We start from the raw sequence: 17,658 nt of genomic DNA on the forward strand, positions 1-17,658 counted from the left end.
CGACCGCGCCGGCGGGGGCGCGGAGACACAAGTGAGGGGCGAACGCTTTCCGCGTTCGCCCCTCACCCGTACCGGCCGTGTCCCGGCCGGCCGCACCACTTCAAGCTTGGGAGCCTGTGGGCCCGTACTACTACGCGCTACTGACCCTGCTCGTCACGGCGACGCTGCCAGCGCTGCTCGATCCTGTTCATGAACGAGCGGCGCTGCCGAGGTTGTCGCCGGTCGGCCGTGGCCTCACCGGATGCCTGTTGCTCACCCGGTTTCGGGGCCTTGCGCCAGCCGGTGACCGCGAGAACCGCGCAGCCCAGCATGACGAGGAAGCCGACCACGCCCATCCAGATCTGCTTCGCGACCATACCGGTCATGAGGAGCGCGATACCCACCAGAAAGCCAGCGACCGCCTGGTAGACCCGTCGCCGGGTGTACGTACGCAGCCCAGTTCCCTCAAGCGCTGTCGCGAACTTGGGATCTTCGGCGTACAGCGCTCGCTCCATTTGCTCGAGCATTCGCTGCTCGTGCTCCGAGAGCGGCACGGAGTCCTCCTAGTCGTCGGTCGCGGGGGGCGACCGGTATGCGGCCCCTTCAGGATAGGCAGGGAATCGCCCCCGTGATACCCGCCCTCTACGCCATTTCGCCAATCCGGGCCGCCATGCCGACTCGGCCGCTGAGGCGTTGATTCCCCAACCGTCGACCCGTCATGCCGGAAGGCGTACCCCGATCATACGGCGCCGAACGCGTTGCCGGGGGGCCTGTGGCGCACTCCATGTGCAGCTGCGTTGCTGATCAGCCCGTCGATCAGTGCTCGGGAGCGTTCACTGTCAGGCCCGCTTCTGGCCCAGGACGTGCAGCTGGCTCGCGACCGAGTGGAAGGACGGCTGTTCCGCGGCGGCGGCCTCCAGCCTCAGAAGGGCGTCCAGCGCACCGGGCTGAGTGTCCACCAGGACACCCGGAACCAGGTCGGAGAAGACCCGTACGCCGTGGACCGCGCCCACGTCGACACCGGCCTTGTCGACCAGCTCGGTGAGCAGCTCGACCGTGAACCGCCTGGGCACCGGGTCGCCCTCGCCCCAGCGGCCCGCGACGTCGGTGAGGGCCTGCCGGGCCTCGGTGAAGTGCCCGGCGAGCGCCCTGGCGAGGACGGCGCCGCCGAGGCCGGCCGCCAGGAGGCTGAGCGCACCGGAGGGGCGCAGCGCCTCGACCGCGTTGCGGACGCCCTCGGCCGGGTCGTCGACGTACTCCAGGACGCCGTGGCAGAGCACGGCGTCGTAGCCGCCGCGCTCCACCACGTCGAACAGGCCGTGGATGTCACCCTGAACGCCGTTGACGCGGTCGGCGACGCCCGCCTCGGCGGCCCGGCGCTCCAGCGCGAACAGCGCGTTGGGGCTCGGGTCGACGACGGTCACCCGATGGCCGAGGCGGGCGACGGGCACGGCGAAGTTGCCCGTGCCGCCTCCGGTGTCGAGCACGTCCAGGGCCGCCGTAGCCACGGCTGCGGCGCGCGCTTCGAGGGCGCGGCTGAGCACCTCCCAGACCACGGCGGTGCGCAGGGAGTTACGGGGGCGCGACGGCGTCTCTCCACCGACGGCAGGGGAAGGGTCCGACACGGCAGTTGACTCCTCGGCGCGGTGCCGCCCCAGGTCGCGGGGCGTGGGCGGTGCAGGTTCCGCACAGCCTATTGCCTCCGTCGGCCGTCCCCGTCACCCAGCGGCGCCGCCCTTCTCCGGTCCTTCGGCCCTGGGCTGGGGCAGCACCGGTTCGAGCACGAGCAGCCGCTCCACCAGGCGCAGGAACATGGCGACGTCGCGCAGCAGATCGTCGGCGTCGCGGCTGCTCGCCGCGCCCTGTATGCCCGCCTCGGCCCGCGCCCTGCGAGTGGCTCCCGACGCGAACAGCGCGCTCCATTCCGACAGCTCGGGCACGATCTCGGGCAGCACCTCCCAGGCGCTCCGTATGCGCCTGCGGCGCGGGCTCGTGGGCTCGGGGCGGCCCCGGGCGGCGAGAACGGCCGCGGCGGTGCGCAGGGCGGCGAGATGGGCCGTGGCATAGCGCTCGTTGGGTGTGCCGAGAGTGGCGGCCTCGTCCAGCCCGGAACGGGCCTTGGCGAGCAGATCGAGGGCGGCGGGCGGCGCGGTCGCGCGCCTCAGGACGGGGTGGACATCGGTCGCGGCGCCGGTCAGTGAGGGGGCAGGGCCGCCTGTGCTTCGCCGGCGTGCGGCTGCGGCGTAGGAACTGGCCATGACGAACCTCCTGGTCGTCTCTGTGACGGCTCTGTGGCCGTATGTGTCCATCGTGGGGCACACCACTGACAATCGGCCCTGACCTGCGCTTTTGCTTCAATCATCGGTTCGGAGTAGCTTTTGCACTGACTGGTCAGTGCAAAAGCTCTGGGGAGGGCGCGTGAGAGCCGGACCGATCGACGGGGCCGCCGTCGTCGCCGAGGGATTCGGGCTGAAGGGGCCGCGCGGCTGGGTCTTCCGGGACGTCCGCGTCGACGTGGCCCCCGGTGGGATCCTCGCGATCGAGGGCGCGTCCGGTACGGGCCGCACCTGCCTCCTGCTCGCGCTCACCGGGCGGATGCGTCCCACCGCCGGACACGCGGAGATCGCCGGTCTGCGGGTGCCGCGCGCGATGGCCGCCGTGCGCCGTATCAGCGCGCTGGGCCCCGTCGCCGGCGTCAGCGAGCTGGACGCGGCCCTGACCGTCGCCGAGCACCTGCGCGAACGGGCCCTGCTCCGGCGCAGGTTCGACAGCTCCTTGAGAGGCTCGCTCCGCGCCCTGCTGCGGCCCCGCGCCGAACGCGCCGCCGAGGCACGCGGCCGTACGGAGGGCGCGCTGGCCACCGTGGAACTCGACCTGGGGGACCTGCCGAAGGGCGGTCGCACCGCCGTACGCGACCTGGAACGGCTGGAGGCGCTGCGCCTCTCCGTGGCGCTGGCACTCATCGGCCGGCCGCGGCTGCTCGCCGTCGACGATCTCGACCTCAAGCTCTCCGACACCGAACGGGCCCTCGCCTGGGACCTGTTGAGGTCTGTCGCGGCAGGCGGCACCACCGTCGTCGCCGTCTGCGGCCAGGCCCCGACGGGCATCGCCACCGTCCGCCCGGCCGGCGCCCCCGCGCGGAGCAAAACCACCGCCGACACCACAGCCACCGACGACCACGAAGACGCCGGGCACACCGAGGAGGGGACGGCCGATGCGTTCGCCGAGACTGGCCGCGCTTGAGCTGAAGCGGTTCGGCAGGGGGCGGCTGCCGCGCGCCGCGCTCGTCGCGATCACGCTGCTGCCCCTGCTGTACGGCGCGCTGTACCTGTGGTCCTTCTGGGACCCGTACGGCAGACTCGACCGGATCCCCGTCGCGCTGGTCAACGATGACAAGGGCGCCACCGCGTCCGGCGAGAAGCTCACCGCCGGCGACGACATCACCCGCGGTCTGCGCGAGAGCGAGGTCTTCGACTGGCGCGAGGTGAGCGCCGAGCAGGCCCGTGAGGGCGTGGCGGACGGCACGTACTACCTGTCGCTGACCATGCCCGCCGACTTCAGCCGGCGGATCGCGTCCAGTTCCGGCGACTCCCCCGAGACGTCCGCGCTCCAGGTCGTCACGAACGACGCCAACAACTACATCGTCGGCCAGATCTCCCGGACCGTCTTCAGCGAGGTGCGGACGGCGGCCTCCGCGAAGGCGTCGCGCTCGTTCCTCGACCGGATCTTCATCTCCTTCTCCGGCATCCACGACGCGACGGAGAAGGCCGCCGAGGGCGCCGACAAGCTCAAGGGCGGCGTCAGCACGGCCAAGAAGGGCTCGGCCGACCTCGCGGCCGGGCTGAAGGACGCCAAGGCGGGCAGCGGCGAGCTGGCGGGCGGCGTCAAGAAGCTCGACAAGGGCGCGGGAGAGCTGGAGAAGGGCTCGCGGCAGGTCTCCGCCGGGACCCAGGCGCTCGCCGACAAGGTCAACGGGGCGGCGGGGAGCCTGCGTCCGTATCTGAAGGAGAACGGCGCGACGATCGCCGAGACGGCCCGTCTGGTCGCCGATTCCTCCGGGGCGATGCGCGGCCATCTCGACGACCTCGTGAAGGGCGCGCCCCTCGCGGCGACCGCCGCCCACGAGGCGTCCGACGACCTCGCGGACATCTACCGGACGCGCTGCGAGGAGAGCGACGAGCCCGACCCGGCCGCCTGCCCGCCGCTGGAGCGCGCCAGGACGGCGGCGGCGGACGCGGCCCAGGTCGCCGACGACGTGAACGCCCTCGTCGAGGACAGCGGCGACGATCTGACGAAGCTCGACGGGCGGCTCGCGAAGCTCCAGGAGCAGGCGACCGCGCTCGCGAAGCGGGCCCCTCATCTGAACGACGACCTCAAGACGGCCGTCGCCAAGGTCAACCAGCTCAACTCCGGTGCCAAGAAGGTCGCCAAGGGCGCCGACGAGCTGCACACCGGGCTCACCACCGCCAAGAAGGGCTCCACCGACCTAGACGCCGGCGTGAAGAAGCTCGGCGCGGGCGCGAACAGCCTGGACGGCGGTCTCTTCACCCTCGCCGACGGTTCCGCCGACCTCGCCGCCGGACTGGGCGACGGTGTCGGCAAGATCCCGGACTACGGGAAGAGGGACCGCGACCTCCGTACGGAGGTGATGGCCGACCCCGTCCAGCTCGCCTCCCGTTCCACCCACGAGGCGCCCAACTACGGCACCGGTTTCGCCCCTTACTTCATCCCGCTCTCCCTGTGGGTCGGCGCGATGGTGGCGTACATGCTGATCCAGCCGCTCAACCGGCGTGCCCTCGCCGCCGGTTCGTCCGCGTGGCGGATCGCCGTCGCGGGCTGGCTGCCGGTGGTGGGCATCGGTCTGCTCCAGGTCGGCGCGCTGATGTCCGTACTGCACTGGGGACTCGGCCTCCAGATGACCCGCGCCGTCGGCACGGTCGGTTTCCTGGCCCTGGTCACCTGCTGTTTCGCCGCGATCGTGCAGTGGCTGAACGCCCGCTTCGGGGCGGCGGGGCGGATCCTCGTCCTCGCCGTGCTGATGCTCCAGCTGACCTCGGCGGGCGGCACCTACCCCGTACAGACGAGCCCCGGCTTCTTCAACGCCGTCCATCCCTTCCTGCCGATGAGTTACGTGGTGGAGTCGCTGCGCGTCCTCATCACCGGTGGCGGGCTCGGGCCGGTCTGGCAGGGCTGCGCCGTCCTCGCGGCGTTCACGGCGGGCGCGCTGGCGCTGACGGCGGTCTCCGCGCGCCGCAGGCAGGTCTGGACGGTGGACAGGCTGCATCCCGAGTTGAGCCTGTGAGCCGGTGAGTCGGCCCCGTACGCCAACACCTGTGAGAATCGGCCCCATGGACAGGAGCAGCACCCGCCGGCAGGCCACCCGACAGAAGCTCTACGAGGCCGCGGTGACGCTCATCGCCGAACAGGGCTTCTCGGCGACGACCGTGGACGAGATCGCCGAGCGCGCCGGAGTCGCGAAGGGCACGGTCTACTACAACTTCAAGAGCAAGACCGAGCTGTTCGAGGAGCTCCTGCGGCACGGCGTCGGCCTGCTGACCGCCTCCCTCCAGTCCGCGGCCGACGACACGGCGAAGCGCGACGGGACCAGCGTGCAGGCGCTGGACGCCATGATCCGGGCGGGGCTCGCCTTCATCGACCGCTATCCGGCCTTCACCCAGCTGTACGTGGCCGAACTCTGGCGCACGAACCGCGCGTGGCAGTCCACGCTGCTGGTGGTGCGCCAACAGGCCGTCGCCGTCGTGGAGAAGGTGCTCCAGGAGGGCGTCGACGGCGGTGAGCTGAGCCGTGAGATCGACATTCCGCTGACGGCCGCCGCGCTGGTGGGGATGGTGCTGGTGGCGGCTCTGGACTGGCAGGCGTTCCAGCCCGAGCGGTCGATCGACGACGTGCACTCGGCACTGTCGCTGCTGCTGCACGGCCGGGTCGGCGGGGGCTGACACAGCGACCGGCCGACAGGAAGCGACGCGCACACATGGAAATGCGCCGCTCCGACCGGGCTTCCTCACTCCGGGCCCGGTCGGAGCGGCGCACGTCCCACCCCGTAGCGGTCGGGGTGCCACGCCGCTCCGCCGCCCCGTGCCGGCGGTGTCGGCGTCGCGCCCCTCCCGTGCCCCTCACTCTTCCGTCTCCGCAGGTGGGGGCCCATCCGCGTCTCTACTCATCTCACGTACTAGGTACGGATACTCAGAGCCCCGTTCCGGAGCTCACCCGTCCGGCCCACACTCTGGCTACGATCACGTCCGTGTCCGTACTCCCCCTTGTCTTCACCAGCGGCTGGGCCAGCGGCATCAACGCCTACGCGGTGGTCCTGCTGTTCGGCGTCTTCGGCGCGACCGGGCTGACCGACGAGGTCCCCGAGTCGCTTCAGCGCACCGACGTGCTGGTCGTCGTCGGTGTCCTCTTCGTCTGCGAGGCGGTGGCGGACAAGATCCCGTACGTCGACTCGATCTGGGACACCGCGCACACGGTGATCAGACCGGTGTCCGGCGCGGTGGTCGCCGCGCTGCTCGCCGGGCAGAGCGGTTCGCTCCCGGAGATCGCGGCGGGCGCGGTCGGCGGCTCGACCGCCCTGATGAGCCATCTGGTGAAGGCCGGCACGAGGATGGCGGTGAACACCTCCCCGGAGCCCTTCAGCAACATCGCCGTGAGCACCGCGGAGGACCTGGGCGTCGCCGGGATCATCACCTTCGCGATCTTCCACCCGCTAGCGGCGGCGATCGTCGCGGGCGGTCTCCTCCTGCTCGGCATCGTGATCATCGTCTTCCTGGCCGCGAAGATCCGGAACTTCCGGCGGCGCAAGGCGGAGAGACGCACGCGGCGGCGCGTCGCCGCGACGTGGCCCGACTGACGGGCGGCCGGACGCTCCCCGGGCGCGGCGGCGGGAAATCCGGCCGCTAAGGTCCACTTCCATGGCACGAATTGCGGTGATCGGCGCCGGGATGGGCGCGATGGCGGCGGCTGCCCGGCTGGCGGTGGCCGGGCACCGGGTGACGGTGTACGAGCGCTCGGCGACGTACGGCGGCGCCGTCGGCCGGTTCGAGCGTGACGGTTTCGCGTACGACACGGGGCCCGGGCTGCTGCATCTGCCCGCCGTCTACCGGGATCTGTTCGTCAAGACCGGCAAGAAGCCGCTCGAAGAGTGCGTGCGGATGACCCAGGTCGACCCGGCGAGCAGGCATGTGTTCCCGGACGGCACCGTCGTGTCCCTGCCGAACGCGTCGCGCGGCGGTGTCGTCGCGGCCCTGGACGCCGCGCTCGGCGCGGGCGCGGGCGAGCGGTGGGGCGACTTCCTCGGCCGGGCGCGGGACGCCTGGGACCGGTCGCGGCGTCCTCTGTTGGAGGAGCCGCTGCGCGAGGACTGGCAGGTGCTGGGGCGCGATCCGTATCCGGCCCTGCGGCAGCGGCGGCTGCTGCGCGGCCCCCGGTCGGCGGGCACCGTCGCCGAGGTGGGGTCGTGGGAGCTGGGTGATTCCCGGCTCGCCGCGCTGTTCGACGGGTACGCCCTGTCGTACGGGCTCGATCCCCGGCACACCCCGGCGGGCGCCGCGCTGCTGCCGTACATGGAGCAGACCTTCGGGAGCTGGTACGTACGGGGCGGGATGCGGGCGCTGGCGCACGCGGTGTACGAGCGGTGCCTGGAGCGACGGGTGGAGTTCGTCTTCCACGCCGACGTGGTCCGGATCGTGGAGAAGGACGGGCGCGCGGCCGGTGTCGAGCTGGCGCCCGGGCCGTCCGACGACGCCGCCACCGTCGTCGACGCGGACCATGTGGTGGCCGGCACCGCTCCCGCCGCGCTGGTGGGCGACGAGCTGTGGCGGGACGACGACGTACGGCCGCGGGGCGGTGGCGCGGGTGTCGGGACGCCGTCGGTGCCCGGCAGGTTCACGGTGCTGCTGGCCCTGCGTGGTGGCAGACCGGACGGTACGGCACACCGCACGGTCATCCACTCCCCCGGCCGTGGCGACGAGGCCGGCGCCGTGTTCTCCGGGCGGACGGCGGAGCGGCCCACGGTCACGGTGCTGCGGCCCGACGACCCGACGACGCGTCCGGACGACGGGCACGAGGCGGTCACCGTGACGGCGACCGTGGCACCGCACGGTCCGGTGGACTGGACGGACGCCGGGCTGCGGGAGCGGTACGCCGATGTGCTGGTGGAGGTGGCGGGCGCCGCCGTGCCCGAGCTGCGGGAGCGGCTGCGCTGGCGGGAGATCCGTACGCCGGCCGACACGGCGGCCAGGACCGGGGCGCGGGGCGGTTCGGTGCCCGCGCCGTCGCTGGCGGGTGCCGACGGCCGGCTGCTGCGTCCGGCGAACAGCACGCGGCTGCCCGGTCTGTATCTCGTCGGCGGCGAGGCGCACCCGGGCGGTGGGCTGGCGCACGCGGGGATGTCCGGGGCGCTGGTCGCGGGGCTGATCGTCGAGGGGGCGGACTTCCGCGGCTCGCGCTGAACTCGCGAACATATGGCGGGAGTTGACCGGCCGCCGTCAGGAGCGGTCAGTAACGGGGGCGCTGCTCGTCGTGGTTGGGGTCGTAGCCGTACTGCTGGGGCTCCTGCCGCGGCATCGGGGGGAGGTGCTCGCCCTCGCGCTGCTGGGGGACCCAGACCCCGCCGGGCGGCGTGTCCGCGCCGTACGCCTGCTGGCCGCCGGGTCCGGCGCTCTGGGCGTTCGGGTCGCCGTAGGGGGCGCCGTACGGGTCCACGTAACTCTGCTGGCCGCCGTAACTGTCGTACGAGCCGTAGGAGTCGCCGCCGGTGGTCGCGCCGCTGTACGGGTCGGTGTAGGCGGCGTACTGCTGCTGGTCCGTGTCGTAGTCGTACTGCCCGCTCTGGCCGTGCTGGCCGTTCTGCCCGGCGTACGCGTCCTGTTGGCCGCCGTACACGTCCTGGCCCTGGCTCGCGTAGGGGTCCGTGGTGCCGTAGGCGTCGTTCGTGCCGTACCCGCCCTGGTCGGAGGACGGGGCGTAACCGGCGTACGGGTCGTAGTTGCCGTACTGGGTGGCCTGGTAGGCGGCGTCGCTGTACACGCCGTACTGCCCGGTCTCGTCGGGCATCGGCTCCGGCTCGTAGACGGACGCGGCGTACGGGGGCTCGTCGGGGACGGGACCGGCGGAGCCGGCGGGACCCTCGGGGCCGTGGTGGTCCTGGTGGCCGTCCGGGCCGGTGGTCACCGGCTGGTACTCCAAGTCCGAGACTTCCAGGCTCGGTTCGCGTGTCTCGGCCTCACCGGCGCCGGCCCTGCGGCGGCGGCTCGCGCCGGGGCTGCCGCCGATCGCCCAGCCGGTGGAGAAGCCGCGCCGGAACGAGAGCGTCACATAGGTCTGTCCGATCGCGAACGCGATCGCGCCGACCGCGATGACCGGGACGGAGGCGAGCAGGACACCCAGCACCACGCCGACGAAGCCCGTGAAGGCGAGAAGTCGCCAGCGCAGTCGCGCCTTGTACTGAAGCAGCACTTCGCCCAGCAGCCACAGCGCGACGACGCCGAACGCGATGTAGAGGACCGTCCAGCCCATGCCCGCCCCTCTCCTGCGGTCACCGCCCCGGAGCGGGGCGGGTACGACCGGTCAGGACTGCTCGTGCAGTCCGAGATTCTCGTAAATTTCGAGCGTCGCCGTGGAGTTGTTGAGTGTAATGAAGTGGAGTCCGGGGACACCCTCCGCGCGCAGCGTCGCGCAGAACTCCGTCGCGTACTCGATACCGATGGAGCGTACAGCGGCGGGATCGTCCTTGACGGAGAGGATCCGTTCTTTCAGCGCCGGGGGCACGACAGCGTTGCTGAGCTGCGAGAAGCGCTCAAGCTGCCGGACGTTGGTGATCGGCATGATCTCCGGGATGATCGGCGTGTCGCAGCCGGCGGCCGACACCTTGTCACGCAGCCGCAGATAGTCCTCGGGGTCGAAGAACATCTGGGTGATCGCGTAGTCGGCGCCCGCGCGGCACTTGGCCACGAAGTGCCGGATGTCGCTCTCCCAGTCGGTGGAGCGCGGATGCATCTCGGGGAAGGCCGCGACGCCGACGCAGAAGTCGCCGGACTCCTTGATCAGCCGGACGAGGTCGGCCGCGTACTCGACGCCCTCGGGGTGCTTGACCCACTCGCCTCTCGGGTCGCCGGGCGGATCCCCGCGTACGGCGAGGATGTTCCTGATCCCGGCGTCCGCGTACTGGCCGATCATGTTGCGCAGCTCGGCCACCGAGTGGTTCACGGCGGTGAGGTGGGCGACCGGGACGAGCGTGGTGTCGGCGGCGATGCGCTCGGTGGCCTTGACCGTGCCCGCGCGGGTGGAGCCGCCCGCGCCGTAGGTCACCGAGACGAAGTTCGGCGCGACGGCCTCGATGCGGCGCAGCGCGTTCCAGAGGTTCCGTTCGCCCTTCTCGGTCTTGGGCGCCCAGAATTCGAACGAGTACGACAACTTGCCGGTCGCCAGCAGATCACGCACCGTGCGGGCGTGGTCCGTCCTGATCGAAGCTGCGCCGAGAGCCATACGGAAAGGCTATCGAGGGTGCGGCGATCACCCAACCAGACCAGGGAATTTTGTCCGTTTCACACCATCCCTGCCCATTTTTTGGACCGTACGGACACGGCCCACCGCTGCCGCGTACCGGCCGTCAGGCGACCCGGTCGCGTACGCGCTTCGCGAGGCCGGCGGCCGCCATGGCCGGATCGTCCGCCTCGGTGAGCGCCCGTACGACCACGACCCGGCGGGCCCCGGCGTCCAGCACCTCGTCGAGATTGCCCGCGTCGATCCCGCCGATCGCGAACCAGGGGCGCCGGGTGGCCAGCGACGCGGCGTACCGCACGAGGTCGAGTCCCGGGGCGTGCCGGCCCGGCTTGGTGGGGGTGGGCCAGCAGGGTCCCGTGCAGAAGTAGTCAACGCCGGGCTCGCCGGCCGCCGCCATCGCCTCGGCCTCGGAGTGCGTGGAGCGTCCGATCAGCAGATCCGTACCGAGGATGGCGCGGGCGGCGGAGACGGGCAGGTCGCCCTGGCCCAGGTGGAGCACGTCGGCGCCGATCGCGTGCGCCACGTCGGCCCGGTCGTTCACGGCGAGGAGCTTGCCGTGGCGCCGGCAGGCGTCGGCGAAGACCTGGAGGTGGTCCAGCTCCTCGGCCGCCTCCATGCCCTTGTCGCGCAGCTGCACGACGTCGACACCGGAGGTGAGGACGGCGTCCAGGAACTCGGGGAGATCCCCCTGCCGCTTCCGGGCGTCCGTGCACAGATAGAGCCGGGCGTCGGACAGCAGATCGAGTGCGCTGGGCGCACCGGGCACTGCGGGCATGCGGGTCTCCCCCGTCGGATCAAGAGCCGTGTCTGCCGGATCAGGGTCTTGGGACGGCCGTGCGCGGGGCGGGCCGGCGTGGCCCGGCCCGCGTACGGCCGGTGGTGTCGTCAGACGGCGAGCGCCTGCGCGCGGCGCTTCACCTCCGTACCGCGATTCTCGCTGAGGGCCTGCGCGGGCGTGCCCGGCAGGGACGGGTCGGGAGTGAAGAGCCACTCGAGCATCTCTTCGTCGGTGAAGCTGTCGTCCCTCAGGAGCGTCAAGGTCCCCGCGAGGCCCTTGACCACCTTGTTGCCGTCGATGAAGGCGGCCGGCACCTGGAGCGCGCGGTTCTCACCGCGGCGCACGGCGATCAGCGTGCCTTCCTTCACGAGCTGGCGTACACGCGTCACCTCGATATCGAGCATTTCCGCGATATCGGGCAGGTGAAGCCAGGCAGGGACGAGAGCATCGATCTTTGCGTCAATCTCAGTCACAGGACAAGCCTGCCATCCCGGACTGACAGTCGGAAGCCGAGCGGGTCACAGGGCCGTCAGTTTGAGCGGTACGGCGGGGTCGGCGGCACGCTCCGTGTCGATCCGCGCGCCCGCCGCGACGAGCTTGCGGCCCTGCGCCAGATCACGCGGTCTGCCCACGGTCAGCAGCGCCACCAGCGCCCCGTCCCGCAGCCACAGGACCGACCAGGCGGCGCTCGCCGGATCGCCGCGCCACAGCAGCGTGCCGGCCCGCGCGTGGTGGCCCGCGTACTGCACGAAGCGGCCGAACTGCTCGGACCAGAAGTACGGCACCGGGTCGTACGGCTCGTGCGACTCACCGACGATGTCGGCGGCGACCGTACGCGGCCCCTGGAGCGCGTTGTCCCAGTGGTGCACCATCAGCCGTTCGCCGTAGCGGGCCGAGGGGAACGAGGCGCAGTCCCCGACCGCGTACACACCGGGCCACGAGGCGCGCAGCCGGTCGTCGGCGGTGACGGCGCCCTCGGGGCCCGTCGCGATGCCGGAGCCCGCCAGCCAGGCCGTGGCGGGCCTGGCGCCGATGCCCACGACCACGGCGTCCGCCGCCAGCTCGCGGCCGTCGGCGAGGGTCACCCTGCCGGGCTCGACGCCCGCCACGCGCGCGTGGGTGAGGAGTTCGGCGCCGCTCTGCGCGTACCAGTGCGCCATCGGAGTGGCGACCTCGGCGGGCAGGGCGCCTGCGAGCGGCCGGTCCGCCGCCTCGACGACGGTCACCTGGCAGTCGGCCTCCCTGGCCGCGGTGGTGAACTCGGCGCCGATCCAGCCCGCGCCGACCACGACGATGTGCCGCTTGCGGTCCAGGACGGGGCGCAGCCGCGCGGCGTCGTCCAGGGTGCGCAGCAGATGGACGCCGGGCACTCCGTCCGCGCCGGGCAGCGTGAGCGGTTCGGCCCCGGTGGCGAGGACGAGCACGTCGTACGGAACCGGGCCCGCCTCTGTGTCCAGCTCCTGGTCCCCGGGGCGTACGCCGGTCACTTCGAGGCCCAGGCGCAGGTCCACCGAGAGCGCCTCGAAGTCCACGTCGAACGCCGAACTCTCCGCCGTCCCGAGGAGGACGGCCTTCGAGAGCGGAGGCCGGTCGTAGGGCTGGTGGGGCTCGGCGCCGATGAGGGTGACGGGGCCTTCGTAGCCCTGTTCGCGCAGTGCCACGGCGGTCTGCACACCCGCCATGCCCGCGCCGACGACGACGGCGCGCCGCTCGTCCGTCTGCTTCCGCTGCTCGCTCACCCGAACACCTTAAGGACCCGGCGGGGCGACGACTCCCTTACCCGGCGCGGGGAGAGGGGGTTACGCTGACTCGTGAAGCGCTTATCGGCAGTAGCGAACAAGAGACTTCACACCTCGCGGGAGCCCGGACGCAGCGGGCTGAGAGGGAGGCTGACGCGGCCTCCGACCGTACGAACCTGATCCGGGTCATGCCGGCGAAGGGAGGAGCGGGACGCCCATGCGGTCATCTCATACCGATGTCCTCGTCGTCGGGGGCGGGATCATCGGCCTCGTCACCGCCTGGCGGGCGGCGCAGCGCGGACTCGGGGTCGCCGTCGTCGATCCGGAGCCGGGCGGCGGCGCCGCCCTGGTCGCCGCCGGAATGCTCGCCGCCGTCAGCGAACTCGACCACGGCGAACAGACGTTGCTGGGGCTGAACATCGCCTCCGCGCGGCTCTACCCCGACTTCGTCGCCGAGCTGGAGTCGGTCACGGGCCGGGACACCGGCTACCGCGCCTGCGGCACGCTCGCGGTCGCTCTCGACAGCGACGACCGGGCGCAGTTGCGTGAACTCCACGCCCTCCAAAGGAGGTCGGGTCTGGAGTCCGAATGGCTCACCGGCCGCGAGTGCCGACGGCTGGAGCCGATGCTCGCTCCGGGCGTACGCGGCGGTCTTCGGGTCGACGGTGACCACCAGATCGACCCGCGCAGGCTCGCGGCGGCCCTGGTGACGGCCTGCGAGCGGGCCGGGGTGGTCTTCCACCGGGCCTGGGCCGGGCGGCTGCGGGTGGTCGGAGACCGGGCCGCGGGGGTCACCCTCGCCGGCGGCCCCGAGCGGGGCGCCGAACTCGACGCCGGCCAGGTCGTGATCGCCGGGGGCAGCCTCAGCGGGCGGCTGGCGGGCGTGCCGGACGACGTCGTGGCGCCCGTACGCCCGGTCAAGGGCCAGGTCCTGCGGCTGACGGTGCCGCGCCCGTACGCGCCGTTCCTGTCCCGGACGCTGCGGGCCGAGGTCCGCGGCAGCCACATCTATCTCGTGCCGCGCGAGAACGGCGAGCTGGTCCTGGGCGCCACGAGCGAAGAGCTGGGCTGGGACACCACGGTGACGGCGGGCGGGGTGTACGAGCTGCTGCGCGACGCCCACGAACTCCTTCCCGGCATCACCGAACTCCCGCTCACCGAGACCCGCGCCGGGCTGCGGCCGACCTCGCCGGACAACGCCCCGCTGCTCGGTCCGACCGCCCTGCCGGGCCTCCATCTGGCGACCGGGCACCACCGCAACGGGGTGCTTCTGACGCCCGTCACCGGCCGGGTGATGGCGACCGTGCTCACGACGGGCGAACTCCCCGACGACGCACGGCCCTTCGCACCGGGCCGCTTCTCCCCCGCCGCCTCCGCACGTCTGGAGCAGCACGCATGAGCGACACCGCGAACGAACCCGTGAACGAGCCGGCGACGGGCTCCATCTCCGTCTCGGTCAACGGCGCGGCGCGCGTCCTCGCCGCGCCCGTCACCCTCGACGTCCTCGTCGCGACCCTCACCCCCGCCCCGTCGGGCGTCGCCGCCGCGCTCAACGAGACCGTCGTCCCACGTGGGCACTGGTCGGCCACTGCACTCTCCGAGGGTGACCGTGTCGAAGTCCTCACCGCCGTCCAAGGAGGCTGAACCCGATGTCCGACGACCGGCTCGTCATCGGCGACTCCGTCCTCGACTCCCGCCTCATCATGGGTACGGGCGGCGCGCCCAGTCTCGACGTGCTGGAACGGTCCCTGATCGCGTCCGGCACCGAACTCACCACCGTCGCCATGCGCCGGCTGGACCCCACCGTGCAGGGCTCCGTCCTGTCCGTGCTCGACCGCCTCGGCATCCGGGTCCTGCCGAACACGGCGGGCTGTTTCACGGCGGGCGAGGCCGTCCTGACCGCCCGTCTCGCGCGCGAGGCGCTGGGCACCGACTGGATCAAGCTCGAAGTGGTCGCCGACGAACGGACGTTGCTGCCGGACCCGATCGAACTGCTCGACGCCGCCGAGACGTTGGTGGACGACGGCTTCACGGTCCTGCCGTACACGAACGACGATCCGGTGCTCGCCAGGAAGCTGGAGGACGTGGGGTGCGCGGCGATCATGCCGCTCGGTTCGCCGATCGGGTCGGGTCTGGGGATCCGTAATCCGCACAACTTCCAGCTGATCACCGACCACGCGCGCGTGCCGGTCATCCTGGACGCCGGGGCCGGTACGGCCTCGGACGCCGCGCTCGCCATGGAGCTGGGGTGCGCGGCCGTCATGCTGGCGTCGGCGGTCACCCGCGCCCAGGAGCCCGTCCTGATGGCGGAGGCGATGCGGCACGCGGTCGAGGCGGGCCGGCTGGCGCACCGCGCGGGCCGTATCCCGCGCCGGCACTTCGCCGACGCCTCGTCTCCTACGGAGGGGCGGGCGATGCTGGACCCCGAGCGGCCCGCGTTCTGACGCCAGGAGACGCGCGCGGCGAAGGGCGGTCCGGGGGCCGGTGGCCGATTGCCGCGATGTGATGTGTGTGCTGTCACAAGACGGCTCCAGTGGCGCGTCAGGCCTGACCCGGGGCTGCGGGAGTGTCGGCGGCGGCTCGTAGACTCAGCGGGTGGACACCACGCTCAAGGACCCCCTCGTCGGCCAGGTGCTCGACGGCCGTTACCGCGTCGACGCGCGCATCGCCGTCGGCGGCATGGCCACGGTCTACCGGGCGGTCGACACCCGGCTCGACCGGGTCCTGGCCCTGAAGGTCATGCACCCCGCCCTGGCGACCGACGCCGTCTTCGTGGAGCGCTTCATCCGCGAGGCCAAGTCCGTGGCGCGCCTCGCGCATCCGAACGTGGTGGGGGTCTTCGACCAGGGCGCCGAGGGCGCGTACGTGTATCTGGCGATGGAGTACGTCGAGGGCTGCACGCTGCGGGACGTCCTGCGCGAGCGCGGCGCCCTCCAGCCGCGTGCGGCGCTCGACATCCTGGAGCCGATGCTGGCCGCGCTGGGCGCGGCCCACCGGGCGGGCTTCATCCACCGCGACATCAAGCCCGAGAACGTGCTGATAGGGGACGACGGCCGGGTGAAGGTCGCCGACTTCGGTCTCGTACGGGCCGTCGGCTCGGTCACCAACACCACGGGCACGATCCTCGGCACGGTCTCGTATCTGGCGCCGGAGCAGATCGAGTACGGCACCTCCGACACCCGCGTCGACGTGTACGCGTGCGGTGTCGTCCTGCACGAGATGCTGACGGGGGCCAAGCCGCACGGCGGCGACACCCCCGCGCAGGTGCTCTACCTGCATCTGAACGAGGACGTGCCCGCGCCGTCCGCCGCGGTGCCGGGCATGGCGATCGAGCTGGACGAGCTGGTCGCCACGGCCACCGCCCGCAATCCCGAGATCCGCCCCGAGGACGCGGTGGCGCTCCTCGCGCTGACCCGTCGCACACGCGCGGCGCTCAGCGACGCGCAGCTGGACGCGGTGCCACCGCAGGCCACGAACGGAGCCGGTGGGCACGCGGGCGCCGCCGGCGCGTCCGGCCCGTCCCAGGACAGCCACGACGCCACCACCGGCGGCGAAGACGCCCGTACGAGCGTGATCCCGCGCCTGGTGCGCCCCTCGTCGCCCGACGACGGGTCCGATACGCCCGACCTCCCGCCGGCCTCCTCCTCGGGAGACGGCGTCCACCGCACCAGCCGGCTCACGATGCCGCCGGGGCCGTCCGCCCCGCCCTCCCGGCCGCCCACGGGCCGCCGGGCCTTGCGCGGCGGCCTCGCCCGACCCCGCAAAGGCGTCCTCACGATCGTCGTGGCCGCGCTGCTGGTGCTGGGTGTGGGGATCGGCGTCTGGTACATCAACTCGGGGCAGTTCACCCGCGTCCCCTCCCTCCTCGGGCAGACCGAGCAGGTCGCGAAGAAGCGCCTGACCGACGCCGGGCTGGACGCGAAGGTCGGACACGACTTCAGTAGCACGTTCGAGCGCGGCACGGTCATGCGTACCGACCCCGAGCCCCGGTCGCGGATACGGGGCAACGGCTCGGTGACCCTGGTCATCTCACGCGGCCCGGAGATCGTGCGGGTCCCCGACCTGACCGGCAAGTCACTGGCCGACGCCAAGGACGCGCTGAAGAAGGCCGGTCTCGCGCCCGGCGTCATCACCCGGTCCTTCGACGAGGAGACCGCCCAGGGCGGGATCATCCGCACCCAGCCCAAGGCGGGTACGGAGCTGCGGCCCGACGCGGGAGTGGCCCTGGTCGTCAGCAAGGGCCGGCCGGTCCACATGCCCGACGTGACCGGCCAGTCCGAGGAGGAGGCGACCGCCTCGCTCGAAGACGCCGGACTCGATGTGAAGATCGCCGCCGAGCGGGTCAACTCCCCCGAAGAAGAGGGCTCGGTGGCCGAGCAGTCCGCCAAGGAGGGCAGCAGGCTCGCCCGCGGCGACACCGTCACGCTGACCATCTCCAAGGGCCCGCGGATGATCGCCGTCCCCGATGTCACGGGGAAGTCGATAGACGACGCAAGGGCCGAGCTGACGGACGCGGGCTTCGAGGTGGAGGTCGACCGGAGCTTCCCGTTCCTGGACGACACGGTGGCGAAGCAGTCCGTCGACGGCGGCGGGACGGCCGCCGAGGGCAGCACCATCACGATCACGACCAAGGGAATCTGA

General features: G+C 72.3%; 17 protein-coding genes and 1 riboswitch. Of the genes, 9 read left to right on the forward strand and 8 right to left on the reverse strand.

The genetic code is table 11. The features are described 5' to 3' along the window. Nucleotides 1-137: 137 nt before the first annotated feature. The 3 genes from BHU15_RS10505 to BHU15_RS10515 all read right to left on the reverse strand — a co-directional run bounded on the left by BHU15_RS10505 (nt 138) and on the right by BHU15_RS10515 (nt 2,237). Nucleotides 138-533: an SCO2097 family morphological protein gene (locus tag BHU15_RS10505; protein WP_023542357.1), complete on the reverse strand. Its 396-nt coding sequence runs from the start codon at nt 531-533 to the stop codon at nt 138-140. A gap of 285 nt (nt 534-818) precedes the next feature. Next, on the reverse strand, nt 819-1,604 hold the full coding sequence (locus BHU15_RS10510) for a class I SAM-dependent methyltransferase (protein WP_069626952.1): 786 nt from the start codon (nt 1,602-1,604) through the stop codon (nt 819-821). Nucleotides 1,605-1,697: 93 nt separating this feature from the next. After that, on the reverse strand, nt 1,698-2,237 hold the full coding sequence (locus BHU15_RS10515; protein WP_069626953.1) for an SAV_6107 family HEPN domain-containing protein: 540 nt from the start codon (nt 2,235-2,237) through the stop codon (nt 1,698-1,700). A 160-nt stretch (nt 2,238-2,397) separates the two neighbouring features. Between BHU15_RS10515 and BHU15_RS10520 the strand changes: the two genes are divergently transcribed. From BHU15_RS10520 to BHU15_RS10540, 5 genes are all read left to right on the forward strand, one after another. Continuing rightward, nucleotides 2,398-3,222, forward strand: a complete 825-nt coding sequence (locus tag BHU15_RS10520) for an ATP-binding cassette domain-containing protein (RefSeq protein ID WP_171908348.1) — start codon at nt 2,398-2,400, stop codon at nt 3,220-3,222. Continuing rightward, nucleotides 3,194-5,281: a YhgE/Pip family protein gene (locus BHU15_RS10525; RefSeq protein ID WP_069626954.1), complete on the forward strand. Its 2,088-nt coding sequence runs from the start codon at nt 3,194-3,196 to the stop codon at nt 5,279-5,281. The genes BHU15_RS10520 and BHU15_RS10525 overlap by 29 nt, the downstream gene beginning before the upstream one ends. 46 nt (nt 5,282-5,327) lie before the next feature. Then, the gene (locus BHU15_RS10530; RefSeq protein WP_069626955.1) at nt 5,328-5,936 is read left to right on the forward strand and encodes a TetR/AcrR family transcriptional regulator; all 609 of its coding nucleotides are present in this window, start codon (nt 5,328-5,330) and stop codon (nt 5,934-5,936) included. A 305-nt stretch (nt 5,937-6,241) separates the two neighbouring features. After that, nucleotides 6,242-6,847 carry a DUF4126 domain-containing protein gene (locus BHU15_RS10535; protein WP_069626956.1) on the forward strand — a complete coding sequence of 202 codons (606 nt, stop codon included), beginning with the start codon at nt 6,242-6,244 and terminating at the stop codon, nt 6,845-6,847. Between the two features lie 61 nt (nt 6,848-6,908). Next, complete coding sequence (locus tag BHU15_RS10540) at nt 6,909-8,447, forward strand: phytoene desaturase family protein (RefSeq protein WP_069626957.1); 1,539 nt, start codon at nt 6,909-6,911, stop codon at nt 8,445-8,447. Between the two features lie 46 nt (nt 8,448-8,493). Here the strand turns inward: BHU15_RS10540 and BHU15_RS10545 are convergent, their stop codons facing one another. From BHU15_RS10545 to BHU15_RS10565, 5 genes are all read right to left on the reverse strand, one after another. Then, nucleotides 8,494-9,513 carry a hypothetical protein gene (locus BHU15_RS10545; protein ID WP_069626958.1) on the reverse strand — a complete coding sequence of 340 codons (1,020 nt, stop codon included), beginning with the start codon at nt 9,511-9,513 and terminating at the stop codon, nt 8,494-8,496. A 51-nt stretch (nt 9,514-9,564) separates the two neighbouring features. After that, complete coding sequence (metF, locus tag BHU15_RS10550) at nt 9,565-10,482, reverse strand: methylenetetrahydrofolate reductase [NAD(P)H] (RefSeq protein WP_079128057.1); 918 nt, start codon at nt 10,480-10,482, stop codon at nt 9,565-9,567. A gap of 124 nt (nt 10,483-10,606) precedes the next feature. Then, the gene (gene thiE, locus BHU15_RS10555; protein ID WP_069626960.1) at nt 10,607-11,275 is read right to left on the reverse strand and encodes a thiamine phosphate synthase; all 669 of its coding nucleotides are present in this window, start codon (nt 11,273-11,275) and stop codon (nt 10,607-10,609) included. A gap of 110 nt (nt 11,276-11,385) precedes the next feature. Further along, nucleotides 11,386-11,751 carry an Rv2175c family DNA-binding protein gene (locus tag BHU15_RS10560; RefSeq protein WP_031231907.1) on the reverse strand — a complete coding sequence of 122 codons (366 nt, stop codon included), beginning with the start codon at nt 11,749-11,751 and terminating at the stop codon, nt 11,386-11,388. Nucleotides 11,752-11,796: 45 nt separating this feature from the next. Beyond that, nucleotides 11,797-12,960, reverse strand: a complete 1,164-nt coding sequence (locus BHU15_RS10565) for an NAD(P)/FAD-dependent oxidoreductase (RefSeq protein WP_069626999.1) — start codon at nt 12,958-12,960, stop codon at nt 11,797-11,799. A 163-nt stretch (nt 12,961-13,123) separates the two neighbouring features. After that, nucleotides 13,124-13,237: riboswitch (TPP riboswitch) on the forward strand. Here BHU15_RS10565 and thiO point away from each other — a divergent pair. The 4 genes from thiO (at nt 13,235) to pknB (ending at nt 17,658) form a co-directional block, all read left to right on the forward strand. After that, nucleotides 13,235-14,416, forward strand: coding sequence for a glycine oxidase ThiO (gene thiO, locus BHU15_RS10570; protein WP_069626961.1), 1,182 nt, complete (start codon nt 13,235-13,237; stop codon nt 14,414-14,416). It overlaps the preceding riboswitch by 3 nt. Continuing rightward, the gene (gene thiS / locus BHU15_RS10575) at nt 14,413-14,661 is read left to right on the forward strand and encodes a sulfur carrier protein ThiS (RefSeq protein ID WP_171908349.1); all 249 of its coding nucleotides are present in this window, start codon (nt 14,413-14,415) and stop codon (nt 14,659-14,661) included. The genes thiO and thiS overlap by 4 nt, the downstream gene beginning before the upstream one ends. Nucleotides 14,662-14,666: 5 nt before the next feature. Then, on the forward strand, nt 14,667-15,461 hold the full coding sequence (locus BHU15_RS10580) for a thiazole synthase (protein ID WP_069626962.1): 795 nt from the start codon (nt 14,667-14,669) through the stop codon (nt 15,459-15,461). A 151-nt stretch (nt 15,462-15,612) separates the two neighbouring features. Further along, nucleotides 15,613-17,658 (forward strand): Stk1 family PASTA domain-containing Ser/Thr kinase, encoded by a 2,046-nt coding sequence (pknB, locus tag BHU15_RS10585; RefSeq protein WP_171908350.1) that lies wholly within the window; start codon nt 15,613-15,615, stop codon nt 17,656-17,658.

The sequence above is a fragment of the Streptomyces niveus genome, assembly GCF_001723055.1.
GTDB classification, from domain to species: Bacteria; Actinomycetota; Actinomycetes; order Streptomycetales; family Streptomycetaceae; genus Streptomyces; species Streptomyces niveus.

Excerpts from the sequence above, each read along its gene's own strand:
- thiS (WP_171908349.1), top strand. The coding sequence starts at position 14,413 with ATGAGCGACACCGCGAACGAACCCGTGAACGAGCCGGCGACGGGCTCC.
- BHU15_RS10545 (WP_069626958.1), bottom strand. The coding sequence starts at position 9,513 with ATGGGCTGGACGGTCCTCTACATCGCGTTCGGCGTCGTCGCGCTGTGG.
- BHU15_RS10525 (WP_069626954.1), top strand. The coding sequence starts at position 3,194 with ATGCGTTCGCCGAGACTGGCCGCGCTTGAGCTGAAGCGGTTCGGCAGG.
- BHU15_RS10580 (WP_069626962.1), top strand. The coding sequence starts at position 14,667 with ATGTCCGACGACCGGCTCGTCATCGGCGACTCCGTCCTCGACTCCCGC.
- BHU15_RS10540 (WP_069626957.1), top strand. The coding sequence starts at position 6,909 with ATGGCACGAATTGCGGTGATCGGCGCCGGGATGGGCGCGATGGCGGCG.
- thiE (WP_069626960.1), bottom strand. The coding sequence starts at position 11,275 with ATGCCCGCAGTGCCCGGTGCGCCCAGCGCACTCGATCTGCTGTCCGAC.
- BHU15_RS10530 (WP_069626955.1), top strand. The coding sequence starts at position 5,328 with ATGGACAGGAGCAGCACCCGCCGGCAGGCCACCCGACAGAAGCTCTAC.
- BHU15_RS10565 (WP_069626999.1), bottom strand. The coding sequence starts at position 12,960 with ATGGCGGGTGTGCAGACCGCCGTGGCACTGCGCGAACAGGGCTACGAA.
- BHU15_RS10515 (WP_069626953.1), bottom strand. The coding sequence starts at position 2,237 with ATGGCCAGTTCCTACGCCGCAGCCGCACGCCGGCGAAGCACAGGCGGC.
- thiO (WP_069626961.1), top strand. The coding sequence starts at position 13,235 with ATGCGGTCATCTCATACCGATGTCCTCGTCGTCGGGGGCGGGATCATC.
- metF (WP_079128057.1), bottom strand. The coding sequence starts at position 10,482 with ATGGCTCTCGGCGCAGCTTCGATCAGGACGGACCACGCCCGCACGGTG.